Source organism: Pseudomonas sp. A2 (assembly GCF_023100865.1).
Taxonomy (GTDB): Bacteria; Pseudomonadota; Gammaproteobacteria; order Pseudomonadales; family Pseudomonadaceae; genus Aquipseudomonas; species Aquipseudomonas asiatica.
Window position 1 is genome coordinate 4,053,887 of the sequence record NZ_CP039127.1, and the last position, 18,638, is coordinate 4,072,524.

13 protein-coding genes are annotated in these 18,638 nt (G+C 63.2%); 9 read left to right on the forward strand and 4 right to left on the reverse strand.

Translation table 11 applies throughout. The features are described 5' to 3' along the window. Position 1: 1 nt before the first annotated feature. From E5221_RS18835 to E5221_RS18850, 4 genes are all read left to right on the forward strand, one after another. Positions 2-1,021 (forward strand): ABC transporter permease, encoded by a 1,020-nt coding sequence (locus tag E5221_RS18835; RefSeq protein ID WP_013973404.1) that lies wholly within the window; start codon positions 2-4, stop codon positions 1,019-1,021. A 1-nt stretch (position 1,022) separates the two neighbouring features. Continuing rightward, positions 1,023-2,633, forward strand: a complete 1,611-nt coding sequence (locus tag E5221_RS18840) for an ABC transporter ATP-binding protein (protein WP_247846231.1) — start codon at positions 1,023-1,025, stop codon at positions 2,631-2,633. 390 nt (positions 2,634-3,023) lie between these two features. Further along, a complete protein-coding gene (locus tag E5221_RS18845) occupies positions 3,024-3,266 on the forward strand; it encodes a hypothetical protein (protein ID WP_013973406.1) in 243 nt (80 codons plus the stop codon). Positions 3,267-3,422: 156 nt separating this feature from the next. Then, the gene (locus tag E5221_RS18850; protein ID WP_061551098.1) at positions 3,423-3,686 is read left to right on the forward strand and encodes a DUF3077 domain-containing protein; all 264 of its coding nucleotides are present in this window, start codon (positions 3,423-3,425) and stop codon (positions 3,684-3,686) included. A 192-nt stretch (positions 3,687-3,878) separates the two neighbouring features. Here the strand turns inward: E5221_RS18850 and E5221_RS18855 are convergent, their stop codons facing one another. Beyond that, positions 3,879-5,042, reverse strand: coding sequence for an ATP-binding protein (locus tag E5221_RS18855; protein ID WP_061551097.1), 1,164 nt, complete (start codon positions 5,040-5,042; stop codon positions 3,879-3,881). 181 nt (positions 5,043-5,223) lie between these two features. Here E5221_RS18855 and E5221_RS18860 point away from each other — a divergent pair, with 181 nt between their 5' ends. The 5 genes from E5221_RS18860 to E5221_RS18880 all read left to right on the forward strand — a co-directional run bounded on the left by E5221_RS18860 (position 5,224) and on the right by E5221_RS18880 (position 14,453). Next, complete coding sequence (locus tag E5221_RS18860; RefSeq protein ID WP_247846232.1) at positions 5,224-8,154, forward strand: aminotransferase; 2,931 nt, start codon at positions 5,224-5,226, stop codon at positions 8,152-8,154. 362 nt (positions 8,155-8,516) lie between these two features. Beyond that, positions 8,517-9,422, forward strand: coding sequence for a LysR family transcriptional regulator (locus tag E5221_RS18865; RefSeq protein WP_013973410.1), 906 nt, complete (start codon positions 8,517-8,519; stop codon positions 9,420-9,422). A 122-nt stretch (positions 9,423-9,544) separates the two neighbouring features. Further along, positions 9,545-10,504, forward strand: coding sequence for a hypothetical protein (locus E5221_RS18870; protein WP_247846233.1), 960 nt, complete (start codon positions 9,545-9,547; stop codon positions 10,502-10,504). Continuing rightward, on the forward strand, positions 10,501-13,683 hold the full coding sequence (locus E5221_RS18875; RefSeq protein ID WP_247846234.1) for a T6SS effector BTH_I2691 family protein: 3,183 nt from the start codon (positions 10,501-10,503) through the stop codon (positions 13,681-13,683). Before E5221_RS18870 ends, E5221_RS18875 begins: the two co-directional genes overlap by 4 nt. Then, the gene (locus E5221_RS18880) at positions 13,683-14,453 is read left to right on the forward strand and encodes a DUF6708 domain-containing protein (RefSeq protein ID WP_247846235.1); all 771 of its coding nucleotides are present in this window, start codon (positions 13,683-13,685) and stop codon (positions 14,451-14,453) included. Before E5221_RS18875 ends, E5221_RS18880 begins: the two co-directional genes overlap by 1 nt. Positions 14,454-14,576: 123 nt before the next feature. Here E5221_RS18880 and E5221_RS18885 read toward each other — a convergent pair whose 3' ends face one another. The 3 genes from E5221_RS18885 to kdpC all read right to left on the reverse strand — a co-directional run bounded on the left by E5221_RS18885 (position 14,577) and on the right by kdpC (position 18,631). Beyond that, complete coding sequence (locus E5221_RS18885) at positions 14,577-15,272, reverse strand: response regulator (protein ID WP_038409994.1); 696 nt, start codon at positions 15,270-15,272, stop codon at positions 14,577-14,579. Continuing rightward, on the reverse strand, positions 15,269-17,923 hold the full coding sequence (locus tag E5221_RS18890; RefSeq protein ID WP_247846236.1) for a sensor histidine kinase KdpD: 2,655 nt from the start codon (positions 17,921-17,923) through the stop codon (positions 15,269-15,271). Before E5221_RS18890 ends, E5221_RS18885 begins: the two co-directional genes overlap by 4 nt. A 156-nt stretch (positions 17,924-18,079) precedes the next feature. Beyond that, positions 18,080-18,631, reverse strand: coding sequence for a potassium-transporting ATPase subunit KdpC (kdpC, locus tag E5221_RS18895; protein WP_247846237.1), 552 nt, complete (start codon positions 18,629-18,631; stop codon positions 18,080-18,082). Between the last annotated feature and the right edge of the window lie 7 nt (positions 18,632-18,638).

Below are 18,638 nucleotides of genomic sequence, written 5' to 3' on the forward strand. Positions count from 1 at the left end.
CATGGCCTTGTCCCCCCTCAACCGCCGGCGCTTCGAGCGCTTCAAGGCCAACCGCCGTGGCTGGTGGTCGTTGTGGCTGTTCCTGATCCTGTTCGGCCTGAGCCTGGGCGCCGAACTGATCGCCAACGACAAGCCGATTGCCGTGCGCTACGACGGCGAATGGTACTTCCCGGCATTCAAGCGCTACCCGGAAACCACCTTCGGCGGCGAATTCCCGCTGGAAGCCAACTACAAGAGCCCGTACATCCGCGAGCTGCTGGAGAAGAAAGACAGCTTCGTGCTGTGGGCACCGATCCCGTTCAGCTACCAGAGCATCAACTATGACCTGCGGGTACCCGCCCCGGCCCCACCGTCGGCGGACAACTGGCTGGGCACCGACGACCAGGGCCGCGACGTGCTGGCACGGGTGATCTACGGTTTCCGCATTTCCGTGCTGTTCGCCCTGACGCTGACCCTGCTCAGTTCCATCGTCGGCGTGATCGCCGGCGCCTTGCAGGGCTTCTATGGCGGCTGGGTCGACCTGGCCGGGCAACGCTTCCTGGAAGTCTGGTCGGGCCTGCCGGTGCTGTACCTGCTGATCATCCTCGCCAGCTTCGTGCAGCCCAACTTCTGGTGGTTGCTGGGCATCATGCTGCTGTTCTCTTGGATGAGCCTGGTGGATGTGGTACGCGCCGAGTTCCTGCGCGGGCGCAACCTGGAATACGTACGTGCCGCCCGAGCCCTGGGCATGCGCAATGGCGCGATCATGTACCGGCATATCCTGCCCAACGCCATGATCTCGACCATGACCTTCATGCCATTCATTCTCACCGGCGCCATCGGCACCCTCACCGCCCTGGACTTCCTTGGTTTCGGCCTGCCGCCGGGCGCACCGTCGCTGGGCGAGCTGGTGGCCCAGGGCAAGTCCAACCTGCAGGCCCCATGGCTGGGCATCAGCGCCTTCGCCGTGCTGGCGCTGATGCTGAGCCTGCTGGTGTTCATCGGCGAATCCGCCCGCGATGCCTTCGACCCGAGGAAGTGACATGAGTGAACAGAACCTGATCGAAGTGCGCGACCTGGCGGTGGAGTTCGTCACCGGGGAACAGGCCCACCGCGTTGTGAACGGCATCAGCTTCGACATCCGCAAGGGTGAGACGCTGGCACTGGTGGGCGAGAGTGGCTCGGGCAAATCGGTCACCGCGCATTCGCTCCTGCGCCTGCTGCCCTACCCCCTGGCCCGCCACCCCAGCGGCAGCATCCTCTACGAGGGCAAGGACCTGCTGCAGCAGAACGAGAAGACCATGCAGCGCATTCGCGGCAACCGCATTGCAATGATCTTCCAGGAGCCGATGACCTCGCTTAACCCGCTGCACTGCATCGAGAAGCAGATCAACGAAATCCTCCTGCTGCACAAGGGCCTGACCGGCAAGGAGGCCACGGCGCGCACCCTGGAGCTGCTGGAGATGGTCGGCATTCCCGAGCCACGCAAGCGTCTGAAGGCCTTGCCCCATGAGCTGTCGGGCGGGCAGCGCCAGCGGGTGATGATCGCCATGGCCCTGGCCAACGAGCCGGAACTGCTGATTGCGGATGAGCCGACCACGGCGCTGGACGTGACTGTGCAGTTGAAGATTCTCGAACTGCTCAAGGAACTGCAGGCGCGTCTGGGCATGGCCCTGCTGCTGATCAGCCATGACCTGAACCTGGTGCGGCGCATCGCCCACCGTGTGTGCGTGATGCAGCACGGGCAGATTGTCGAGCAGGCCGAATGCGCCAAGCTGTTCAGCGCACCGCAGCACCACTACACGCAGATGCTGATCAATGCCGAACCCAGCGGGCTGCCGGCGCACAACCCGGTGGGCGCGCCATTGCTGGAGGTGGATGACCTCAAGGTGTGGTTCCCGATCAAGAAGGGCCTGCTACGGCGCACGGTCGACCATGTGAAGGCGGTGGACGGGATCAACTTCAGCTTGCCGCAAGGGCAGACGCTGGGGATTGTCGGCGAGTCAGGGTCGGGCAAGTCGACTTTGGGTTTGGCGATCTTGCGGCTGATCTCCAGCCAGGGCGGCATTCGCTTTCATGGGCAGGATCTGGAAGGGCTGAACCAGAAGGCCGTGCGCCCGTTGCGCCGGGAAATGCAGGTGGTGTTCCAGGACCCGTTCGGCAGCCTGAGCCCGCGCATGTGCGTAGAGGACATTGTCGGCGAAGGGTTGCGCATCCACCGCATCGGCACGGCGCAGGAACAGGAAGCAGCGATTATTGCGGCCCTGGAGGAAGTGGGGCTGGACCCACGCACACGGCATCGCTATCCGCACGAGTTTTCCGGTGGGCAGCGCCAGCGCATTGCCATTGCCCGGGCGTTGGTATTGAAGCCGGCGCTGATCCTGCTGGATGAACCTACGTCGGCGCTGGACCGCACGGTGCAGCGGCAGGTGGTGGAGTTGCTGCGCAATCTGCAGCAGAAATACAACCTGACCTACCTGTTCATCAGCCATGACCTGGCGGTGGTCAAGGCATTGAGCCACCAGTTGATGGTGATCAAGCATGGGCATGTGGTGGAGCAAGGGGATGCACAGGCGATCTTCCATGCGCCGCAGCATCCGTATACCCGGCAGTTGCTGGAGGCGGCGTTCTTGAAAGTGGATGCGGCTAGTTAGCTTTTGACCGCGCCGGCTTCAAGCCATGCGCTATCCCTGTGGGAGCTGGCTTGCCGGCGATGGGCCGCAAAGCGGCCCGCTTTCGGCGAGGTAAAAAACAGACTTATCCGCTTCCTTGTAGGCCATTTCCCAAACATACTCCTGCCGCGTGTTTTCCGTTGCGGCTGTTCTGGCAGCACTCTAGTCTCAGCACGTCGTTGCTCATCAACGACACGGCTTTGACAGGCCGTAACGGTATATGCACACGGCTCGCCTGTTTTGGCGGCTGTACATGGGGCACGTTCGCGTGCGCCGGAACTTGCATAGTCCGCCGGTCTGTCAACCCATGTACAGCTGCCACCCAACTGTTTGACAGCAGCCAGGTGGAAGCCCCACCAAAGGTACTATGCGATGTTGAAGATGGTCCCCGATCCACCCCACGATACCCATTCCCTCGAAGACACCCTGATCCAGGCCACCGACTACGCGCTATGCGCGGCCACCGTGGTGCATCAGGCCTTGCTACTGCAGCCCAAATCGCCGGCTTCGATCCTGATGATGACCTCGATGCATGAGCTGGAGGCGCTTCGGACTTTGCTTGAGTCGGCACTGGTTCAGGTGCAAATGCCCGCTGAGCCTCGGACTTTGCACTGAGGCTTTAGTGTTGCGTTGTCTGGGCCGGCCTCTTCGCGGGTAAACCCGCTCCCACAGGATCTCCACAGGCCTTGAGGTAGATGCAGTACCTGTGGGAGCGGGTTCACCCGCGAAAGGGCCCGTCCGGGCAGTCGAGAATTTTCAAGGGATTCAAAAATGACCACAGAAGACACGCAATTCACTGTCGGTAAAACCACGTTCTACCAAGGCGAACACGGCACCCACCCACTGTTCCGCATCGAGCCCGGCATCCCCTGCCGCGGTGCCCGCGAGCAATCCTCAGAGCTGATGGGCTATGTACGCGAACTGACCATCACCGGCCTGATGGACGAGAAACCGATGATGATCTGGGCTGCCCACTACCTGAGTGCGATGGCCAAGGCCCTCATGGATGACGCCGAGCTGGGCATGATGCGCTGATTGGCATCACAGGCCATACGCGCATATGGGGGCGGTCTCGTGTCGCCAAAGGGCTGAAAGCAGCCCCGGCGGTTTATGCTTTCATGCAGAAATCCGGGGGCCGCCCTGCGGCCGTTTCGCGACACAAGGCCGTCCCCACGGGAGATTGCATACCCAGGGAGACCGGCGCTAGCTGGCCTAGGCTGATGCAGCTCAGAGCCGGCCCAACAACTCCTGCCGCTCGCGCCAGATCTCCTGTACAAAGGGGTCGGTCACCCCATACAGCCCATGCCCCCGACGCATGATCAGGTTAGCGGCCAGCAGTTCGTTGGCAACCGGCTGTATCTCTTCGACACGCACTTCACGCCCCACATACTTCGAATATTCGGCCGCCGCTTCGTTGGAGAACACCCCACGCGCATCGCCTTCGACCGATGCGATCCGGGCAAAAATCGCCTCAGCCAGGACGCCCAGCTCTTCTACTTTCATCAGTTCCAGGTCAGCAGCCGCCGAACGCAGCGTTGATGCGATTACCGGCAGCACCTCATCCGGCCCCATCCCGGACGCAGGTGAGTGCACCAACTGCCGAAGTGCACGAATGAACTCCTCGGGCCTGCTGCCCAGCGTTTTGAATGCCTGGGCCGCGACATCCAGCGACGGCAAGTTGCCCAGGCCATCTTTTGCGAGCCGCTTGAGCCAGAATTCGACATAGTCCCTGTCCAGCACCGGATACGGCACGTTTGTGGCACCGGCAAAAGCCTGGTTACGCCGCGCGGTCAACTCGTTGACCATCGCCCGGTGAGAGCCGGTACCGATGAACAGGAAGTGCCCTGGCGTGTTCGGGCGCGGATTGATGGCATCGCGCGCAGCCTTGAGCGCCAGCATCATCTGTTGGCCGTCCTCGGTTGTGATTGCCTGCTGCACCTCGTCGACGACCAGCACGACGTCAGTCCTGGCCTGGTCCACAACCTCGGTCAGCGCTTCCGCAAGTGTGACACCGCCCTCTGTGCCCAAGGTTTCCAGGTTGAAGCCAAACTTCAGCCCAGCCACTTCGACCTCCGCGCCACGCAGGGCCTTGAGTTTCTGCAAGAAAGCCGAGGTAGGTTTCTGAAGATCAGCAAGGGCTTTACGCACTGCGGCGAGGACCAGCACGACCGGGCTGGTCTGGGTATCACTCCAGAGGTCGACATAGATCACCAATGCACCCATTTCCTCCAGGGCAGGGATCAAGTCGTTCTTTAAAAAGGTGGTTTTGCCAGTCCTGCGCAGCCCGGAGAAAAATAGCCCTGATCTCAAGCCGATATCCAGGGCAGACGGTTTCAACAGCTGCCTGGCCATGTCGGCAGCCAGTTCACGGCGCGGGAAGATGTCGATCATGGCTTTATCCGAAATTATTGAATAACAATAATTATTGGCAGAGAATAATTTAATGTAAAGGCGTACAGGCAGGTCGGCTCGAAAGCCGTCATCAAATTTTCTGACAACAATCATCTTCCATCATCAGCCAGATCGGGCATAAATTCTCCACCGTCAACCCCAGCAGCAACGGTAGAGCCCCATGTCCAGCCCACACCACCAGCCCGCCTCCCCTGCCCTGACCACGCTGATCCAGCGCTCCGGCCTGCCCAGCCCTGCGCTAGGCGAAGCCCAGGCACATGCCGTGCTGCAAACGCACTACGGCATTACCGGCAACCTCTCGGCACTGGGCAGCCAACAGGACCTGAACTTCCGTGTAGACGCACCACAAGGCCGTTTCGTGCTCAAGGCCTGCCACGGCAGCTACGCCCAGGTGGAGCTCGAGGCCCAGCACGCGGCCCTGGCCTACCTGCGCGAACAGGGCTTGCCTGTGCCGGCCGTGCGCCCGGCCAGCGATGGCCAGATGCTGCTGGCGTTGGAAATAGACGGGCGACCGCTGCGCATGCGCCTGCTCGACTACATCGAAGGCCAGCCACTGACCCGCCTCAAGCACATGGAGCCACGCCTGATGGCCGAACTCGGCGGGCTCTGCGCGCGGCTGGACAAAGCCCTGGCCACTTTCGACCACCCGGGCCTGGCGCGCACCCTGCAATGGGACCCGCAACATGCCCAGGCCCTGATCCAGCACCTGCTGCCCGTGCTGGGCAACGCCGAGCAACGCGCCCGCATCGAACGGGCCACCCAGCTGGCCGCCGAGCACCTGGCGCCACTGGTCGACCAGCTGCCAAGCCAGGCCGTGCATCTGGACATCACCGACGACAATGCCGTCTGGGCCCGCGATGGCGAGCGCCAGTGGCAGCTGCAAGGGGTGATCGATTTCGGCGACCTGTTGCGCACCTGGCGCATCGCCGACCTGTCGGTGACCTGCGCTGCATTGTTGCACCACGCCGAGGGCGACCCGCTGCGCATCCTGCCGGCCGTACGTTCCTACCAGGCGCTCAACCCTCTGAGCGAAGCCGAACTGCGGGCGCTGTGGCCACTGGTGCTCAACCGCGCTGCCGTGCTGGTGCTGAGCAGCGAGCAACAGCTCGCCGTCGACCCCGGCAACCAGTACACCCGCGACAACATCGCCCATGAATGGGAAATCTTCGACACTGCCACCGCCGTACCTTTCGCGTTGATGGAAGCGGCCATCCTGCAAGCTGCGGGCCTGCAGCCAGCCACGCCGGACCTGAGCGGCTGCGCCCTTCTGCTCCCTGAACTGGATCGGCAGGCAGTGACGCGCGTCGACCTGGGCGTGCTCAGCGTGCATTGCGAGGCGGGCAACTGGGAGCAACCGGGCTTCGACCAGCACCTGCTGACCACGCAACCAGCACCGGCCTGCAGCCTGCACGGGCAGTATCGCCTGTCGCAAACCCATATCGATCGCCCCGAAGAACCTGCCACCTGTGCCCTGGGCGTCGAGCTGCATGTACCCAACGGCAGCCTGGTGCAAGCGCCAGATGCCGGCACCTGGCAGCGCCATGGCGACGGCCGTGGCTGCCTGCGCAGCGCGCACTGGGCGTTGTGGCTGCAAGGCCTGGAAGACGCGCCTGCAGATGGCCAGGCCGTGGAAAAAGGCCAGTCGCTGGGCAGCAGTTGTGGCTTCCTCAGCGTGCAACTGTGCCTGGATAGCGGCAGCCAGCCGCCGTTCTTCGCCACCCCATCCCAGGCAACCGCCTGGCTGGCCCTGTGCCCGTCGCCAGCTGCGTTGCTGGGCTTCGACTGCAATGCCGAGCCGCTGCCCGACCCGCAGGCCCTGCTGGCCCGCCGCGACGCCAGCTTCGCCCGCTCGCAGAAGCATTACTACGCGCAACCGCCTCACATCGAACGCGGTTGGCGCAACTACCTGATCGACATGCAGGGCCGCTCGTACCTCGACATGCTCAACAACGTCGCAGTGCTGGGCCACGGCCACCCGCGCATGGTCGCCGAGTCGGCACGGCAGTGGTCGCTGCTGAACACCAACTCGCGCTTCCACTACGCAGCCATCACCGAGTTCTCCGAACGCCTGCTGGAGTTGGCACCCGAAGGCTTCGACCGGGTGTTCATGGTCAACAGTGGTACCGAAGCCAACGACCTGGCGATTCGCCTGGCCTGGGCCTACAGCGGCGGGCGCGACCTGCTCAGCGTGCTGGAGGCCTACCACGGCTGGTCGGTGGCCACCGATGCTATTTCCACTTCCATCGCCGACAACCCGCAGGCCCTGGAGACCCGCCCGGACTGGGTGCACCCGGTCGAGGCGCCGAACACCTTCCGCGGCCGCTTCCGTGGCGCCGACAGCGCCACCGACTACCTGCGTGACGTCGACGCCAAGCTGGCCGACCTCGACGCCCGTGGCCGCCAGTTGGCGGGCATCATCTGCGAACCGGTGTACGGCAATGCCGGTGGTATTTCGTTGCCGGCCGGTTACCTGCGCGAGGCCTATGCCAAGGTCCGCGCCCGGGGCGGTGTGTGCATCGCCGACGAGGTACAGGTCGGCTATGGCCGCCTGGGCGAGTACTTCTGGGGCTTCGAGGAACAGGGCGTGGTGCCCGACATCATCACCATGGCCAAGGGCATGGGCAACGGCCAGCCACTGGGCGTAGTCATCACCCGCCGCGAGATCGCCGAAGCGCTGGAGGCCGAGGGCTACTTCTTCTCCTCGGCCGGTGGCAGCCCGGTCAGCTGCCGCATCGGCATGGCGGTGCTGGATGTGATGCAGGAGGAAGGCCTGTGGGACAACGCGCGCGATACCGGGCGCTATTTCAAGGCGCGCCTGCAGGCACTGGTCGACAAGCACCCGCTGGCCGGCGCGGCGCATGGTTCGGGCTTCTACCTGGGGCTGGAACTGGTGCGCGACCGCGCAACACTGGAGCCGGCCACCGAGGAAACCATGGCCCTGTGCAACCGCCTGCGTGACCTGGGCATCTTCATGCAGCCGACCGGTGATTACCTGAACATCCTCAAGATCAAGCCGCCGATGTGCACCACCCGGGCGAGCGTGGACTACTTTGTCGACAGCATTGACCGGGTGCTGGGTGAAGGGCTGTAGGTGCTTGGCTTTGGTTTTTCAGCGCCTGTGAGATCGAGCGCCGCCCGCGCGGCGCTTCGCAGCACAAGGCTGCTCCTACATTTGTTTCGGGCCAATAAATCCTGAGGCGAGGGCGCGCGGCCCCTTGGTGTCCACCTCGATATCGTGTCGGGCAAACAAGGCGGTCGCGTGCACTGGTACAGGCGTTACTGGCCCGAAACAGATGTAGGAGCAGCCTTGTGCTGCGAAGCGCCGCGCGGGCGGCGCTCGATCTCACAGGCGCTGACAATCCCCCGCCGAACCGCTCGGCACCCTGGTGCATTCTCAAACAAAAGCCCCATAATTTTCTTCCATAACACTCCCCGTCATCAGGTTTACTGACAATGGCCTTTACCAGCGACTCCCTGGCAATCTTCCTCGCGGTGCTGGAGGCAGGCTCGTTCTCTGCCGCCGCGCGCAAGCTGGGGCGTGTGCCTTCGGCCGTGAGCATGGCCATCGCCCAGCTGGAGGCGGAGCTGGACCTGGTGCTGTTCGACCGGGCCACGCGCAAAGCCTTGCCCACCAGCGCCGCCCTGGCCCTGGAGCCCCAGGCCAGGCAGGTGATCTGCCAGCTCAACCTGCTCGACGCCCAGGCCCTGCAACTGCACAAAGGGCTGGAAAAGCGCCTGACTATCGCCATGGCCCCCGAGCTGCAGACCGGCCGCTGGAGCCAGCCGCTGGAAACCCTCGCCCAGGAATTTCCCAGCCTGGAAATCGAAGTACGCTCGGCCACCCAGGCCGAAGCCATCCGCCTGCTGCATGACGGCAGCGTGCAACTGGCACTGGTCTTCGAACGGCCTGGCATCGACGAGCGCGAGTCATTCCTGGAGGCCGGCAGCCAGTTGCTGGTGGCCGTCGCCTCCCCCCGCCATCCGGCCGGGCAGAACAGCGGCACGCCGTTGCCGGAAGAAACTTTCGCCGAACAGAGGCAGATCATTGTGGCGTCGGGCAAGGCCACCGGGTCGGACCCGCGCATGGTGCTGTCGCGGCGCATCTGGCTGACCGACAGCTACCTGGCCACGCTGGACCTGGTGCAATCGGGGCTCGGTTGGGCCTACCTGCCGCAGCCTTTGGTAGAGCCGTTGATTGCTTCGGGCGCGCTGGCGGAGGTGCGTTTCGACAACATGGCCAGCCGATTGCGCTTGTGGGTGGACATCATCTGGGTCAAGTCGCGCCCGTTGGGCCTGGGCGCGCGGCGTTACCTTGACGTGATGCGCCAATGCTTTGAAACAGAATCCCCGAGGTCCTGAGCGATACGACTGCCTCGTCCGACAGCGAAAAATCCTACAGCTGGTTAGGAAGCCGATAACTACCTGCAGCATTGATTCCCCGTTAGGTTTCTGCTCGCCATCAAGAAGAAAAGGAACTTCTCATGTCGAGCCAGTCCACGCAGGGCTACGTGCAGTCGGTCGATCACTTCGCCAACCAGCAGCGCCAACCAGAAGAGGCCCTCTACCTTTTACTGGACCCATTCGCCGGCTGCCCGCCTGAGCACCCGCTGGCCATCGCTGCCCTCAGCGAAGCGCTGGGTGGTGATGCCGTAACGCGCATCGACTGCAGCCGCCTGGTGCAGGATCCTGAGTGCTGGCCAGCTCTGGTGCGGCTTGCCGAACCCGGCGATGCGCCCACAGCCCTTGCCCTATTAAGCGCGACCTGCGCCGCTCGTGAATCGGCAGCTACCTGGCACTACGTGTGTGGCTGGCTGATCAGCGATCAACCCGCCGACCTCATCGCCCAGCACATCAGCCACCAGTGTCAGGTGCTGCACCAACCAGAACCGCACGGTATCACCGCCTGGTTCGAGCCCGTGCGGCTGGCGCTGCTACGCGCGACCCTGAAAAACGCAGGCGAACTCCTCGGGCCTGTTCGCAGCTGGCTACATCCCGATGGTTGTGGCAGTTGCGAGGTCTTCGAGCGAGAACCCATGGCTGGCGAACTGGCCGTCCCCGAGGCCGTAAGGGCGACCCAGCACGTCGCACCACAGATCATTCAACTGCTCGGCGCCTGGCATCGCCTGAGTGCCGTGCAGCATCCCCATGCACCCTGGCACTTCGCAGGCTCCTCAGGCTTGCCGGAAAACGCCCCCACCCATGCCATGAACCTGATCCTCAAGGCGTTCAAGCAGGGCCTGCGCGACCGCGCCGATATCCAGTGCATGAGCCTGCACATGCTCATGATCCACCCATTGCTCCTTCAGCACCCGACCATCCAGCACGAGGTGGAAAGGGCAGCGGCCGGCGAGCAGCGCCTGGCGGACCGCTTCGCCAGCTACGACGACTGCACCTGGTCGCACATCGTCGCCGGCCTGCCGAAGGCAAGGAGTTACCCATGAGCATCAGCAAAACCATCCACATCGCCATGCAGGAAGAGATCCCCAACACCTACGGCACCTGCAATGCCTGCGAACGCTCCGGCCTGCCGATTCTGCTGCTGCGCGAGGCCTACGCCCCGCGCCCGGATACAGGGCGCCCCTATCGCCTGGCAGACGACAGCGAAATCATCTTCCACCCGATGCACACCGACCAGTTGCGCCTCCTGCGCCAGGGTTATGTCTACGTACTGCTCGACCAGGAAATCTGGCAGGCCTACGAGGTAGCGGCGGAAGGTACCTTGCAGCGCTTTCCGGTATCGCAGATGCCCTTGGGGCCACCCAGGTCGTTACCCAAGGTATGCGCCACCGAAGGCCACGATGTGATCGCCTCGTTCATCAACATCGATACCCTGCTCTACCGCAAGGCCTGGATCGCCTTCGCCAACGACCCTTGGCCCCGTGCGGTACTCGACCGCTATCGGCAAGGCATCGCCGACAGTGACCCGGGCACCCTCGCCCGCTTCGTCGAAGTGGACCTGAACACCGCACGCAACGACCCTGCCAGCCTCGGCATCGCCATGACCGACAGCTTCCGCTTCGGCCTGGAACAGGTGCTGGAGTTCTCCACCTTTTCCTCTGCCAGGTTTACCAGCGTCCATGGCTTTTACAGCCGCCTGGGCCGCTGGCATGAAACCCGCACGCATGTGCGCAGTGTCATCGAGCAGGAACAACTGCCCAATGGCCTGCTGGCGCTGACACTGCCCGACCCGGTCGGAATGGTCATGGAGCTCAACGCGCAACGCACTGGCTGGGTGCAGGCCCTGCAGGAATGGCGGGCGCAGCCGCAGCGGCACTTCGAATACTTCACCTCGCAAGCACTACTGGGCATCCGCGAATTGCACGCGGCCATGGCGGCTGTGCAAGGTGCCGAGGACGCGCAGCGGGAAGCCCGGCAGATCGAGCAATGGAACGACAGCCCGATCGCAGCCAAGGCGTATCTGCCGCCGGTGGACATCGACGCGCAGACCGAACGCAACACCGCGCGCAAGCAGCAGGACGCCCGCGAGCGGCTGGAAGAGCGTTACGACGAAGGCGCCCGCGCAGCGTTCCAGGCCGACTACGACCGCGAACTGAAAAACTGGCAGTCGATGATCGACCAGGTTGGCGATCTGTATGCGCGGCACTATGCCAAGCGGGCGTTTCAACAGATCGGCTACTACGACTATGACGCGACCTCCCCCGTTTCGGTGGAGTACTTCATCCAGATGATGGCCGCCTGCCTGGCCGGCGGGCCCACTGAAACCTTGCCTCAGAAGGGTCAGCCGCTCGGGATCACCCAGCATATCTGGCAGCAGTTGCTGGAGGACAACCGCAGCCTGCTTTACCAGGCACTGCTGGCCAAGAATCAGAAGCTGATGCAGCAGGTGGCCAGCGCGCTGTCCGGGGACGACTTCGGCAAGGTGTACGACATCATCAAGGGCATCGCCGGGACCGCCGATGGCCAGCTGTTGATGATCAAGCCAATACAGGATGCCGTTGGCCAGTTGCTGGCCGCGACCAACAGCGCAGGGAATGCGCTCAGCCAGCACCTGAGTGAACGGACCAAGACCCTGATCGGCCATGTGCATCGCTCGGCGTTTGCCCTGTTTGCCGGGCAGCAGGTGACGCCGCTGCGGGTGTCGCTGACGGTAGGCGAGTACATGAGGCTGCTCAATGAAGCCCTGGAGTCGCGGACCGATGCGTTTCTGCAGCAGGTAGACAAGCAGTTCCGTGACCCACTGGGCCGCAAGGTGCGGGCCATGGTGCTGAGTGGCGCGATCAATATTGCGGCAGTGGGTAACCGTAGCCAGATGATCGAGGTGATGCTCTGGACGTTGGAAAGCGCCGAGAGTTTGCAGGCGCGGCTGGTGCAGTTGCGCGAGGGTGCAGCCGGCGGCGTCGGGGCGCTGGTGCGCAATGTTGCGATTGGTGCGGGTACGCTGCGTGCGCAGGTTACGGGTGGTTTGAAGATCAGTTCTACGGCCGCGCAAAGCCTGGCAAGCGATGCGATGCGCAGCCTGCGGGATGCTGCAGCGAGTAGTGGAAGTGGGAAGCTGATGCTTGCCTTGGGGGGCATATGGTTCCAGCAGGACAGCCTGGGCAAGAACTATCGGGCGTTGCAGGAGACGCATCAGAACAATCCAGAGGCGCTTGCCGCGATCTGGTCTTCATCGCTTGGGTTGTTGGGAGTGAGTGTCGAAGCGGCAGGGCTTGCTGTCACACTTGTACGACCGAAGATACCGTGGCCCAGAACGGTAACCACAGCTTCTCTAGGAAAGAACCTAGCCAAGTACGGCGGCGCCATCGCTGCACTCGCCAATGCCATGGATGCAGTGCAATACGTGAATGCGCTCGCCAGAACTAATAACCAAGGGGACAGCACCTCTGCAAACCAGTACGCTCGCGCGGCCGTGCTTGCTACGGTTTCCACTGTCTCTGGTATTTACTCGGCATTATTCGCAAGTTCGCTACTCGGTCCCTTAGGCTTTACGATCATCCTTGGTCTGGCAGCCTATACGCTGGCGATGGATGCCAAAAATCAAGAATCTTCACTATTAGAGCTTTGGTCCCGACACAGTAGATGGGGAACACCAGAGGAACATCGGCGCTGGATGAATCCAAAAGATCTGGATACCGCAATTGGCTCACTGAACGCGGCAGCCTTGGGAGTTCAAGCGCAGGTTTCAATTGAGACAAGATTTCAACCAACTCACAGTACCCACACGCTAGACCAAACTAAAGCCTTCATCAGCGATGACGCTGCTGTTGCGGCAGGTTTTTATCTCGATTTGTACATAAGCTTGCCAAATTTCAGTACTGAAGACGCACAGTACAAATGGCAACTGACTATGTACCCAGCAGGGCAAAATCGACTGCCTTTTCATCTCTCTGGTAATAGTTCACATCCAAAAGTAGTCGAATACGTGCCCGAAGAAACCAAAAAAACCTTTGCTAGCCCTGAAAGCGTCAGCGAACGAATAATTTTTAAAACCACCGATAAGACCCTGCACATCAGCACTTCAATTCCACTACTGGATAACCATTGCACAAAAGCTATTGAGCTAACGCTCACTTATTGGCCCAACAAGCATGACATGTCAGGTTATGCAAAAGTGACAATGAGAGAAAACAATCTATCCTCGCTAAGGAGTCTATTCTAATGGCCCGCCCGCACCTTAACCCGCCATGTACAGGATGGATAGAGGACCTACCCCATCCTGACACTCCCATTGCGATCGAAGCCAGCCTGGGCAATCAATCCCCTAACCATCAGGATCTTATCTATCTTGAAGTACCCAGACCCCTCGGTTGGGCAAGAGAAGTAATGGCTTTCCTTTCGCTTCCAACTATCGCCATCACCACCCCTCTGCTCAGTTTCATAAACTCCAACTTAGAGCAGAGAGACTTCGAATCCGTGCTAATTGATATATTAATACTTGCATGCGGAGTATGGGCATCCGTATTTTGCCTTCGAGTAAGCATATCCCCACCCCGAGATGAACCCCTTCGCTTCAACCGAGTACGTAAAAAATTGTATGCATACAATTTCAAGTACTGCTGGTGGAACCCCTTCACGAACTGGAAAGTAGAAACAGTTTGCTACGACTGGTCCCAAGTCCGCGCCGAGCGCTGGTCCCAGACCGGCGCAATGCCAAACGGTGGGTTAATTTTCAAATGGGGTGTCACACTCTCCATCGTTGCACCAGGCACAAACAATGTCATCGACCGTTTTCCTCTGGTTACGATGGGGGCCGACCAACATGCCTGGGCCTACATCTGCACCTACATGCAGGAAGGCCCCACAGCCCTGCCACCACCTGGGGAACCCAAGGATCACAACGATGTGCTCTGGTGTGAGTTCGCCCTGCGCCTGGCACCCCGAGTAGAGTGGCCAGCGGAAATGGATCTGGAGTCGAGAACCGCCCCCTGAGCTTACTGTCTTGCGCTGCTTGCGCTGGCCCCATCGCCGGCATGCCAGCTCTCATAGAACTGCACATGACTCATTGAGTTAGCAGGGACTCTGTGGGAGCGGGCATGCCCGCTCCCACAGGGGTTACATGGTGGGCGCCACCAACCTGTATCCCACACCTGGCTCGGTGATGATGAACCGCGGCGCCGTGGGGTCATCGCCCAGCTTCTGCCGCAGATGCCCGACCACTATCCGCAGGTAATGGGTGTCATCCACATGGGTAGGCCCCCAGATATCCTTGAGCAGCTGCTGCTGGGTAATCACTCGCCCCGGGTGCCCGGCCAGTTGCGCCAGCAGCGCATACTCCTTGCGGGTCAGCGCCACTTCCGCGCCATCCAGGGTCACCCGGCGAAAGGCAAAGTCCACCATCAGCGGCCCAAAGCTGGCCGCCACTTCCGAGCCACCGGCCTGCGGCACCTGGCGCAGCAAGGCGCGCACCCGCGCCAGAAACTCCTGGATGCCGAACGGCTTGGTCACATAGTCGTTGGCGCCGCCATCCAGCGCATCGACCTTCTGCACTTCACTGGCGCGCACCGACAACACCAGCACCGGCACCGCGCTCCATTCGCGCAGGTCACGCAGTACCTGCTGGCCGTCCATGTCCGGCAGGCCCAGGTCGAGTACCACCAGGTCCGGCTTGCCCAGCGCCGCCTGAGCGAGCCCTTCCGCGCCAGTGGCGGCCTCGAGCACCTTGTAGCCTTGCGAGGCCAGGCTGATGCGCAGGAACTTGCGGATCTGCGGTTCATCGTCGATGACCAGGAGGGTGGCGGACTGACTCATGGGGTTTCGCTTTCGGTTTCAGGTTGAGGGGGCAGCGGCAAGCATAAAGTGATGCTGGTGCCCTGGCCATCGATGCCTTCACCCACCAGGATCTGCCCGCCATGGGCGCCTATCATGCCTTGGCAGATCGCCAGGCCCAGGCCGGTGCCCTGCCCGCCGCGGTCACCGCGAGCGGCGGTGTAGAACATGTCGAAGATCTTCTCGCGGTCTTCCACGGGAATGCCGGGGCCCTGGTCGCTGACGGCAAAGCACAACCGGGCGTCCTGCACCGACACCTGCAGCTCCAGCCGGCCATTGGCTGGCGAGAAGCGCGCGGCATTTTCCAGCACGTTGACCAACGCCTGTTCGATCAATGCCGCATGCACGAACAGCAACGGCAGCTCGGTCGGCACGTCGGTGTGTACCCGCAGCGGTGCCAGCACCGCGCGCAGGCGGTTGAGCGCGCTGCCGACGATGTCGGCCGGGGCCACCCAGTCGCGGGCCAGCTTGAGGCCGCCATGGCCCAGGCGGGTCATGTCGAGCAGGTTCTGGATGTAGCGGTCGAGGCGTTCGGCCTCGTTGCGGGTGCCCTCCAGCAGTTCGCGGCGGTCGGCGGCGGGGATCGCCTCGCCCAGCGCCAGCAGGCTGTCGATGCTACCGCGCATGGCGGTCAGCGGGGTACGTAAGTCATGGGAAACGGACGCGAGCAAGGCGCTGCGCAGCTGCTCGGTTTCGCCATGCAGGCGCGCGGCCTCCAGCTGTTCGGCCAGGCGCGCGCGGGCCAGGGCCTGGGCCAGTGGTTGACCAAGGGCGGTGAGCAGGCGCCGGCGCGGGTCGCTGAGCGGCTGGCCGGAGCGTGGGCGCACACCAAGCAATGCCAGGGGCTGCTCATCCACCGCCAGCGGCCACCACCACCAGCGGCCATTGGGCAGGGTGTCGCTGCCATGACCGGCGGCCTGGCCGTGCTGCCAGGCCCACTCTGCGGCGGCGCGTTCGTTATCGCTGAAGGCATGGGCTTCGCCGCTGGCCACCTGCAACTGGCCTTCGACATTGCGCTCCAGCAGGCACACCTGCATGTCATGCCAACCGTCCAGGTGCTGGCCGGCGGCGTTGAACACCGCCTGGCGGTCGGTGGCCACGGTCAGCCGGCGCGACAGGTCGAGCAACTGGCTGGTCTGCGCCTGGGTCTCGCGCAGCGCCTGCAACTGGCGGCGCTGGCGGGCGGCCAGGTTGCCGGTGAGCGCGGCCATCAACAGGAAGAACACCAGGGTCAGCACGTCTTCTTCGCGCTGGATCCTGAACGACAGGTTGGGCGGGATGAACAGGAAGTCGTAGGTCAGGAACGACAGCACCGCGCAGGCCAGCGCAGGCCCCAGGCTGCTGCGCACTGCCACCAGCAACACCGCGGCCAGGAACACCAGCGATATGTTGGGCAGCGCCAGCACACTCGACACCGCCCAGGCCAGGCCTGCGGCCATGACCGTGGCCAGCAGCGCCAGCAGGTAATGGCGCCAGACCCACACCCGCCGTACCGCCGAACGCGGCGCTGGCGGCTGCGCGTCGCGGTCCAGCACGTTGATTTCCAGGCCGTGGCTTTCGCGCAGCAGCCGCGCGGCCACACCGGCACCGAACAGGCGCCGGCGCAGGCGGTCGCGGGACTGCCCAACCAGCACCAGGCTGGCCCGCCGTTCGGCAGCATGCTGGATCAGTGTGCGCACCACTTCGCCGGCACGCAGCAGTACCACCTCGCCGCCCAGGCGTTCGGCCAGTTGCTGGGCAGCTTGCAGGCGCTGGCGTGCGGTTTCGTCGCGCAGGCGGCCGTTGTCCACGTGCACCAGGCTCCAGGGCAGGTGGCGGCGTTGCGCCACGCGGCTGGCATGGCGCACCAAACGTTCCGCCTGGTCGTCACCATCCACGCCCACCAGCAAGCGCCCACGCAGGGCCGGGGCTTCCTGGCCGCGTTGGCGATAACCGTGGGCCAGGTCGGCATCCACCTGGGCAGCGGCGGTCTGCATGGCCAGTTCGCGCAGGGCGGTAAGGTTGGTTTGCGAGAAGAACGCATCGATGGCGGCCCGCGCCTGCTCGGGCACGTACACCTTGCCTTCGCGCAGGCGTTCAAGCAGCTCCCGGGGGGGCAGGTCGATCAGCACCAGCTCGAAGGCTTCCTGCAGCACCCAGTCCGGAAGGGTTTCGCGCACTTGCACGCCAGTAATGTCGCGGACCTTGTCGTTGAGGCTTTCCAGGTGCTGGACGTTGACCGTGGTGTACACATCGATGCCGGCGGCCAGCAGTTCCTGTACGTCCTGCCAGCGTTTGGCATGGCGGCTGCCGGGCGCATTGGTGTGGGCCAATTCGTCGACCAGCACCAGGGCCGGCGCGGCCTTGAGCAGGCCGTCGAGGTCCATTTCCTCGAGCGTTACGCCGCGGTACTGGCTACGCAGCAGGGGCTGCTGCTGAAGGCCAGCGAGCAATACCTCGGTTTCGGCACGGCCATGGGTTTCGACCACCCCGGCCAGCACCTGCACGTTCTGGCGTTGCTGGGCGTGGGCGGCCTGGAGCATGGCGAAGGTCTTGCCGACGCCGGGGGCGGCGCCAAGGAACACCTTCAACCGCCCCCGGCCGCTTCGCGGGAGGGTAGCCAACAGCGCGTCTGCGCGGGCGGAGTCACTCATCTTTCATCCTTTGCTATTTCCAGCAAGCAGCAAATCCAGGGACAAACACCGTACCTGTGGGAGCGGGTTCACCCGCGAATGCAGTAATAGCGCCACCGACGCATTCGCGGGTAAACCCGCTCCCACAGGGTCCCTGCTAGCCCCTCAAGTCATCTATCAATGGCTGAGGTTTTCCAAGGCCTGGTTCAAGGCCAGCACATTGACCACCGGCGGGCCGATCAATGGGTGGAGGGTGGCCTCTTCCAGCAAGCCTTGCAAGCGCTCCACCGGCAACTGCCGTGCCGCCGCCACCCGCGGGATCTGGTAGGCCAAGGCCTCCGGCGGCAGGTGCGGGTCGAGGCCGCTGCCCGAGGCGGTGAGCAGCGCCTGGGGCACCGGCCCCTGCTGCGCCTGGTACAACGCAGCCGCATCGCCCTTGACCCGCTCGGCCAGCGCCGGGTTGCTCGGCGACAGGTTGCTGGCACTGCTGGCCACGGTGGCGTAGGCGCCTGCCGATGGCCGCGCGTGGAACCAGCCATCGCCCTGGAAATCCTGGGCAATCAGCGCCGAACCGCGGACCTGGCCCTGGTCATCGCGCACCAGGCTGCCATTGGCCTGGCTGGGGAAAGCCACCTGGGCAATACCGGTCACCACCAGCGGATACAGCGCGCCGGTCACCAGGGTCATCAACAAGGCCAGGCTCAATGCCGGGCGTACATAAGCATTCATGGTGGCC